Here is a 7,779-nt window from a genome sequence, read left to right as displayed (position 1 = left end):
GGCATAGGGTGCCAGGCGCGCGCGGTTCATGCGGTGGTCGTAGAACCAGCCGGTTTTCTGTCCCTGAATGACTGGCGCTTCGAACTTAACGCCGTTCTCTTCCAGGGCAACCCACTCAGGCACCAGGCCGAAGACGGTTTCGACGTAGCGGTTGAGGCCTTCGGCGTCACGGGCCGCAGAGTCATTCTTGAACAGAATGCCGCTTGGCTTGAGCACTTGGGTCAGCGCAGCGATCACGTCGTCTTTATGAGCTTCCATGGTCGCCGAAGCGATCTGCACCACCAGGATGTCGCCGAAACGGTCGACCACCAGGCCCGGCAGCAGGTCGGAGTCGCCGTAGACCAGGCGGTAGAACGGCTTGTCGAACAGGCGCTCGCGCAGGGACAGCGCAACGTTGAGGCGGTGCACCAGCAGCGACTTGTCGAGCGGCAACTTGATGTCGCGCGACAGCAGGCGAGCGCAGATCAGGTTGTTCGGGCTCATGGCGACGATGCCCAGCGGCTTGCCGCCGGCAGCTTCGAGAATCGCTTGATCGCCAGCCTTGAAGCCGTGCAGTGGGGTGGCGGCTACGTCGATTTCGTTACTGTAGACCCACAGGTGACCGGCGCGCAGGCGACGGTCGGCGTTGGCTTTGAGGCGCAAGCTTGGCAGGGACATGACGTCGCTCCAGGTGAAAAAAAAGAGCGGGATTATAGCGCTAGATGGGAGGCGCAGCGCGGTTGTTTCTGGGCGTTGCGTCGGACAGATCGCCCATGTGGCGGATTTTTTCCGCTAGAATCGCCCCTTGGCCCAGAGTGAGTACGTATGTCCCAAGAGCTATCTTCCGAACAGATTCAACAGGCCCTGCAAGGCATCAGCGTGCCGCCTCAGCCGCAAATCATGGTGGATTTGCAGATGGAGCAGTACATGCCGGACCCGGACCTGGAAGTGATCGCGAAGTTGATCTCCCAGGACCCGGGCCTCTCTGGCGCCTTGTTGAAGATCGTCAATTCGCCCTATTACGGGCTGAGCAACAAGATCGCCTCGATCCAGCGCGCGGTGAACCTGCTGGGCAGTCGTTCGGTCATCAACCTGATCAACGCACAGTCGATCAAGGGCGAGATGAATGACGACACCATCGTCACCTTGAACCGATTCTGGGACACCGCCCAAGACGTGGCGATGACCAGCCTGAGCCTGGCCAAGCGCATTGGTTCGCAAGCGGTGGACGAGGCTTATGCTTTAGGCCTGTTCCACGATTGTGGCGTGCCGTTGATGCTCAAGCGCTTCCCCAGCTATATGTCGGTGCTGGAAGAAGCCTACGCCAGTGCCAACGCCGAGTGCCGGGTGGTGGATACCGAGAACCGTGTGCTCAATACCAACCACGCGGTGGTCGGTTACTACACTGCGAAGTCCTGGCGTCTGCCGGAGCATGTGACCGACGCCATCGCCAATCACCACAATGCGCTGGCGATTTTCAGCGATGAATCATCCCGTAACAGCCAGTTGAAAAACTTGCTGGCGATCCTGAAGATGGCCGAACACATTTGCGCGTCGTATCGGGTGTTGGGTAATCAGACCGAAGACCACGAGTGGGATAGCATCGGGCCGCTGGTGCTCGATTATGTCGGCCTCTCGGACTACGACTTCGAAAACCTCAAACAGACGATTCGCGAGCTCGGCGCTCATCATTGAGTGTCGGTTTTTCAGCTGATCCGGGAACACCATGCCTGAACTGCCAGAAGTCGAAACCACCCGTCGCGGTATTGCCCCGTTCCTTGAAGGGCAGCGCGTCAGCCGCGTGATTGTGCGTGATCGGCGTCTGCGCTGGCCGATCCCCGAGGACCTCGATGTGCGGCTGTCCGGGCAGCGCATCGTGTTGGTGGAGCGACGCGCCAAGTATTTGCTGATCAACGCCGAGGTCGGCACGTTGATCAGCCATTTGGGCATGTCGGGAAATCTGCGTCTGGTGGAAGTCGGCTTGCCGGCGCTCAAGCACGAGCATGTGGACATCGAACTCGAGTCCGGCCTGGCGCTGCGATACACCGACCCGCGGCGTTTTGGGGCGATGCTCTGGAGCCTTGATCCGCTGAATCACGAATTGCTGGTTCGTCTGGGGCCGGAGCCGCTGACTGATCTGTTCGATGGCGAGCGGCTGTTCCAGCTGTCACGCGGGCGTTCGATGGCGGTCAAGCCGTTCATCATGGACAACGCCGTGGTGGTCGGGGTCGGCAACATTTATGCGACCGAAGCACTCTTTGCTGCCGGGATCGACCCGCGCCGCGAGGCCAAGGGGATTTCCCGGGCGCGCTATCTGAAGCTGGCAATCGAGATCAAACGCATTCTGGCCGCCGCGATCGAACGCGGCGGCACCACGCTTCGCGACTTCATTGGCGGTGACGGCCAGCCGGGCTATTTCCAGCAAGAGCTGTTCGTGTACGGTCGTGGCGGTGAGCAGTGCAAGGTCTGTGGTAGCGAACTGCGGGAAGTTCGCCTCGGGCAGCGCGCCAGCGTCTTTTGCCCGCGTTGTCAGAGCTGAGAATTCCTACGGTCTATAGTTAGTGGTCTGACTGCCTAGCCGAAGGACCGTGCCATGACATCGATTCGAACCCTTGCTGCCGCGCTGCTGTTGAGCATCGGCTTATCTGCCCAGGCGTCCGACGGCGGCAGTGGCGACCCCAATTACAGCATCCACAACCCACCGGCCTACGCGATGATCGGCGATCTGCTGATCGCCCGTCCGTTGCTGGTGGCGGCGACGGTGATTGGTGCGGGGGTGTTTATCGTGTCCTTGCCGTTTACCGCGCTGGGCGGCGGGGTAGGTGATGCCGGGCAGGCGCTGGTGGTCGATCCGGCGAAAGCGGCGTTCGTCCGTTGCCTGGGGTGTGTCGGGGAGGGGTTTGAGCAGCAGAACTGAATCAGCTGGATCATCGGTGTGGCTGATGGCCTCTTCGCGAGCAGGCTCGCTCCCACATTAGATTTGCTTTGGGCACAAATTGTGTACACACAGCATATCCAATGTGGGAGCGAGCCTGCTCGCGAAGAGGCCTGGACAAACGCTACAAAAACACCAGATTCAAGCCTTGCCGGTAAGCTTGCGGTACTTCTCCATCAACTGCTCTTGAGTTTCTGGATGCGCTTCGTCCAGCGGAATGCAATCCACCGGGCAAACCTGCTGRCACTGTGGTTCGTCGTAGTGGCCGACGCACTGGGTGCAGAGGTTCGGGTCGATCACATAGATCTCTTCGCCCTGGGAGATGGCGGCGTTCGGGCACTCGGGTTCGCAGACGTCGCAGTTGATGCAATCGTCGGTGATGATCAGGGACATTGGGACTCCTGCCAGGGTAGTTTGCCCAGGCATCTGAAAACTGATGCGTACAATTGTGCCGCATCGGCGCCCGCAGTGCACGCAGGCGCGATGGACTGCAAGAGATTGCAGTTTGCGGCAGCGCTTACTTCTTGAAGCGCAGGGTCAGCGCGTCGGCCACGACAGGGTGGACGAACTTGGTGATATCGCCGCCCAGGGCAGCAATTTCACGGACCAGCGTCGAAGAAATAAACGAATAACGCTCGGACGGGGTAAGAAACAGGCTTTCCACGTCCGGGGCCAATTGGCGGTTCATGTTGGCCAGCTGGAATTCGTATTCGAAGTCCGATACCGCGCGCAGGCCACGCAGGAACACGTTGGCGTTCTGCTCTTTGGCAAAGTGCGCCAGCAGCGTCGAAAAGCCGACGACTTCGACGTTCGGCAGATGTTTAGTGACCTCGCGGGCCAGCTCCACACGCTGTTCCAGGGGAAATAGCGGGTTTTTCTTCGGGCTGGCGGCGACGGCGATGATCACATGATCGAACAGGCGCGAGGCGCGTTCGACCAGATCGCCATGGCCCTTGGTAATAGGGTCGAAGGTACCTGGGTACAACACTCGGTTCATCGCGTCGTCCTGGCGGGAGTCCGTTGGGGAGTCGGATGGTATCGCAGCCTTCCCGGTCGGCCAAGTCGCCTTTGGGGTAAGAAAGCACTATAGACGATGCGAATTATGGGTTTTTTCATGGGTTTTTTAAACGGATGGCCAACGCTGTCGCCAGTTGCGCGGTCAGCCCATAGACCGACAATTGCGGGTTGGCGCCAATGCTGGTGGGGAACAGCGAGCCATCATGGATCGACAGATTACTCAGTTGATGATGACGGCCGAGACTGTCGGTGACGGCATTTTTCGGGTCTTCACCCATGGCACATCCACCCATCACATGAGCACTGCCCAGTCGTGTGCGGTACAGCTCGAGACTCAGGCCGTCGATCAGCGCGCGTGCTTCAGCGAGGGTTTTCACGTAGCGCGCATCGACGTGCATCGGCATGACCGCGTTGGCACCGCCGGCGAACTGAATCTCGGCCATGCTATGAAACGCTCGACGTATCCCGTCCCAGGCATAGGCTGAGACCTGATAGTCGAGCACTGGTGAGCCATCGCCGCGCAATTCGACACTGCCGCCAGGGCTGTCCGGGTGAAAACCGTCACGCAGCAGGGCCAGCATCGCGTGGGTGTGCGGCAATTGCTGCATGTGGCGAGCGTTCTCTTCACCAAAGCCACCGAGCAAGGTCGCCGCCAGCGCAGGGTGTAGTGGCGGCACTTCCAGCTTGTAGGACATTTTGCCGGTGGTGCCGTCCTGCCATTGAAAGTGGTCGGAGTAAATCGACTGCGGCGCGCCGTAGAACGGGTTGATCACCTCGTCGAACAGCCCGGCGGACATGTTCACCAGGTGCAGAAAGGTCCGCTTGCCAAGCCGTTCATGGGGATCCGGGGCTTTGGAGCGCAGCAACAGCGCCGGGCTGTTGATGCCGCCGCCGGCCAGCACGTAATGTCGCGCCTTGACGGTGATGCTGCGCCCGGTCGGCGCCACGCAGCGCTCATCCATTGCCACGCAGCGCAGGCCGGTGACTTTGTCGTCCTTGATCAGCAGGTGTTCGACACGGGCCAGATAGAGCAGCTCACCGCCTTTTTCCAGGGTCGCGGGGATGGTGGTGACCATCATCGATTGCTTGGCGTTGGTCGGGCAGCCCATGCCGCAATAGCCGAGGTTCCAGCAACCGCGCACGTTGCGCGGGATCACGTGCCAGCTGTAGCCGAGCTGTTCGCAACCTTTTTTTATCACGTCGTTGTTCGCGTTGGGCGGCACCAGCCATGGGGCGACGCCAAGGCGCTGCTCCATTTTTTCGAACCAGGGCGCCATTTCCGCCGGGCTGTGGCCCTTGACGTCGTGTTCCCTGGCCCAGTGTTCGAGGGTTGGTTCGGGGGTGCGAAAGCTTGAGGTCCAATTGACCAGCGTCGTGCCACCGACTGCGCGGCCTTGCAGGATGGTGATCGCGCCATCCTTGCTCATGCGGCCGATGCCTTCCTGATAAAGGCTGGAATAGGCCTGGTCTTCGAGCATCTTGAAGTCGCTGCTGGTCTTCAGCGGGCCTTCTTCGATCAACAGCACTTTGTAGCCGGCAGCGCTGAGGATTTCGGCGGTGGTGCCGCCGCCAGCGCCACTGCCGATGATCGCGATGTCGGCTTCGAGTGTCAGATCATTGGCCAGTTGCGAGCCGTTGTAGGTTTTCCAGCCACGGGCCAGGCCTTCGCGGAACGGATCGGGTACGGGCATCTTTGGGCTCTCTTATTGTTTTGGATTCGGTGGTGATGCGGCTGGCGCCTTCGCGAGCAAACGGAACGCCGCCCGGCTGCTCCCACATGGATCGCGCGCCCCTTGTGGGAGCGAGCCTGCTCGCGATAGGGACACCTCGGTCTCAAACGGCGGGCGGCCCCGGATACCCGCAATGTGCCCATGATTCGGCGCGCTTGTACCAGGCCATCATCACCAGTTGCAGGATCGAGCTGTGGCCCATGCGCAACAGGCTCAGCGAGCTGTTTTGCCAGCGCCGCAGGAATTGGCGAATGTCGTCGCTGCTGGCGTTTTCCCAGTGGCCCCAGATTCCGGTCAGTGGCCCGCGAGTGATAGCCATGGCGAGCACATCGAACAGTTGTTGGGTCAGCTTGAGCATTTCCGGCGACAGGTGATTGAGGTCGTGGTCGAGCGATTGCAGGGTGCCTTCGACGGCGGCCGGGAGTTTTTCGACGGCCACGGCGCCGTCGAGCATCACCGGGATCAGCGCGCGCAAGAACGGCAGATCACTGCTGCGCAATATGGCGAAACCGCTGGCCGGGCTGCTGGCCGAGCAACCACTGAGACTGGCGCCAAGGCCGGCCGTGGTCAGGAAGGCCGTGGCGCAGAGACTGAATTTGAGCAGGCCGCGCCGTGTCAGCGCGGGGGATTCGGTCAGGCTTGGGTTCATTATTGTTATTACCCGGTCATGAGGCGTCAGCGGATGAACAGCTTCTGGATCAGCTTCTGGATCGACTTGCCGTAAGGCGGATATATCAGCTTCGCCGCGTTAAAGCGCTGTTTGATCAGCACGCCTTTGGCTTTGCTGAACGTCAGGAAGCCTTCATGTCCGTGGTAATGGCCCATGCCTGAAGCGCCGATACCGCCAAACGGCATGTCGTCTTGCGCGACGTGCAGCAAGGTGTCGTTCAGGCACACGCCACCGGAATGGGTTTCGTTGAGCACGCGGTTTTGTTCGGCCTTGTTGTAGCCGAAGAAGTACAGCGCCAGCGGACGTGGCCGCTGGTTGATGTAGGCAAACGCCTGGTCCAGATTCTTGTAAGGCACGATCGGCAGCACCGGGCCGAAGATTTCGTCCTGCATCACGATCATCTCGTCGCTGACATTCAGCAGCAGGCTATGGCTCATGCGTCGGCCCTGATCCTGTTCGAAGACCGGGATCAGCAGCGCGCCCTTGCTGGTGGCATCGCTGAGGTAGCTGTGCAGCCGGGCCAATTGGCGCTCATTGATGATCGCGGTGTAGTCCGGGTTGTCCGCGAGTGTCGGGTAAAACCCGCGAACCGCCTGACGATAGGCTTCGACGAAGGAGCCGACCCGCTCTTCCRGCACCAGCACGTAGTCCGGTGCGACACAGGTTTGTCCGGCATTCAGGGTTTTACCGAAGGCAATACGTTCGGCGGCGTCCTTGAGCGGTACGTCGTGGGAAACGATTGCCGGAGACTTGCCGCCTAATTCCAGTGTCACCGGTGTCAGGTTCTCTGCCGCCGCACGCATGACATGTTTGCCGATGCTGGTGGCGCCAGTGAACAGCAGGTGATCGAAGGGCAGCCTGGAAAAGGCCACGCCGACCTCGGCTTCGCCCAACACTACGCACACCAGGTCTTCGGGGAACACTTTGGCCAACAAGGTTTTCAGCAGTTGCCCGGTGGCTGGCGTGGACTCGCTGAGTTTGAGCATCACCCGGTTGCCCGCCGACAACGCGCCGACCAACGGGCCGATGGCCAGGTACAGCGGATAGTTCCACGGCACGATGACCCCGACCACGCCCAGCGGCTGATAAACCACCTTGGCCGCTGCCGGCTGAAAGGCGATTCCTACCTTGCGCGGGGACGCTTTCATCCAGCCTTTGAGGTGTTTGCTGGCGTACTGAATGCAGTGCAGGCTCGGCATCAGCTCGGCGAGCAGGGTTTCATCGGCGCTGCGGTTGCTGAAATCCTGGCTGATCGCGTCGATCAAGGCCTGACGCTCGTCACTCAGCAGATCACGCAATGCCTTGAGCCATTGCTGGCGTTGCGCAGCCGGTGGCATCGGGTGGGCCGCGTAGGCCTGACGCTGGACGGCAAACAGAGCGTGTAGCTCACTCAATAGCTGTTGGGAGCTTTGCAGGTAGGCAATGTCGGCGGGCATGGTAGCTCCGGT

General features: G+C 60.6%; 9 protein-coding genes. 3 read left to right on the top strand and 6 right to left on the bottom strand.

Features of this window, described 5'->3' with window-relative positions:
* Nucleotides 1-657 (bottom strand): class I SAM-dependent rRNA methyltransferase (locus tag AC1DH9_RS08845; protein ID WP_477808057.1); only part of this gene is annotated, 657 nt, incomplete at its 3' end.
* Between the two features lie 201 nt (nucleotides 658-858).
* On the opposite strand from AC1DH9_RS08845, the gene AC1DH9_RS08840 reads away from it, so the two are divergent.
* Genes AC1DH9_RS08840 through AC1DH9_RS08830 form a run of 3 tightly spaced genes read left to right on the top strand, consistent with a single transcriptional unit; the run spans nucleotide 859 to nucleotide 2,896 of the window.
* Entirely contained in the window at nucleotides 859-1,674 is an 816-nt protein-coding gene (locus AC1DH9_RS08840) for an HDOD domain-containing protein (RefSeq protein WP_427546244.1), read from the top strand.
* Between the two features lie 31 nt (nucleotides 1,675-1,705).
* A complete protein-coding gene (gene mutM / locus AC1DH9_RS08835; RefSeq protein WP_054594486.1) occupies nucleotides 1,706-2,518 on the top strand; it encodes a bifunctional DNA-formamidopyrimidine glycosylase/DNA-(apurinic or apyrimidinic site) lyase in 813 nt (270 codons plus the stop codon).
* Between the two features lie 54 nt (nucleotides 2,519-2,572).
* Nucleotides 2,573-2,896 (top strand): multidrug transporter, encoded by a 324-nt coding sequence (locus AC1DH9_RS08830; protein ID WP_427543946.1) that lies wholly within the window; start codon nucleotides 2,573-2,575, stop codon nucleotides 2,894-2,896.
* A gap of 159 nt (nucleotides 2,897-3,055) precedes the next feature.
* Here AC1DH9_RS08830 and AC1DH9_RS08825 read toward each other — a convergent pair whose 3' ends face one another.
* The 5 genes from AC1DH9_RS08825 to AC1DH9_RS08805 all read right to left on the bottom strand — a co-directional run bounded on the left by AC1DH9_RS08825 (nucleotide 3,056) and on the right by AC1DH9_RS08805 (nucleotide 7,767).
* Nucleotides 3,056-3,307, bottom strand: coding sequence for a YfhL family 4Fe-4S dicluster ferredoxin (locus AC1DH9_RS08825; protein WP_019694109.1), 252 nt, complete (start codon nucleotides 3,305-3,307; stop codon nucleotides 3,056-3,058).
* A gap of 124 nt (nucleotides 3,308-3,431) precedes the next feature.
* Nucleotides 3,432-3,911 carry a pantetheine-phosphate adenylyltransferase gene (gene coaD, locus AC1DH9_RS08820; protein ID WP_008019993.1) on the bottom strand — a complete coding sequence of 160 codons (480 nt, stop codon included), beginning with the start codon at nucleotides 3,909-3,911 and terminating at the stop codon, nucleotides 3,432-3,434.
* A gap of 115 nt (nucleotides 3,912-4,026) precedes the next feature.
* Nucleotides 4,027-5,622 (bottom strand): GMC family oxidoreductase, encoded by a 1,596-nt coding sequence (locus tag AC1DH9_RS08815; protein ID WP_429538876.1) that lies wholly within the window; start codon nucleotides 5,620-5,622, stop codon nucleotides 4,027-4,029.
* Nucleotides 5,623-5,764: 142 nt separating this feature from the next.
* A complete protein-coding gene (locus tag AC1DH9_RS08810; RefSeq protein ID WP_427543940.1) occupies nucleotides 5,765-6,310 on the bottom strand; it encodes a twin-arginine translocation pathway signal protein in 546 nt (181 codons plus the stop codon).
* Between the two features lie 26 nt (nucleotides 6,311-6,336).
* The gene (locus AC1DH9_RS08805; RefSeq protein WP_477808056.1) at nucleotides 6,337-7,767 is read right to left on the bottom strand and encodes a coniferyl aldehyde dehydrogenase; all 1,431 of its coding nucleotides are present in this window, start codon (nucleotides 7,765-7,767) and stop codon (nucleotides 6,337-6,339) included.
* Nucleotides 7,768-7,779 lie beyond the last annotated feature (12 nt).

It is taken from the genome of Pseudomonas sp. 05T35, assembly GCF_056396605.1.
This window is presented reverse-complemented; position numbering and strand designations above follow the sequence as displayed.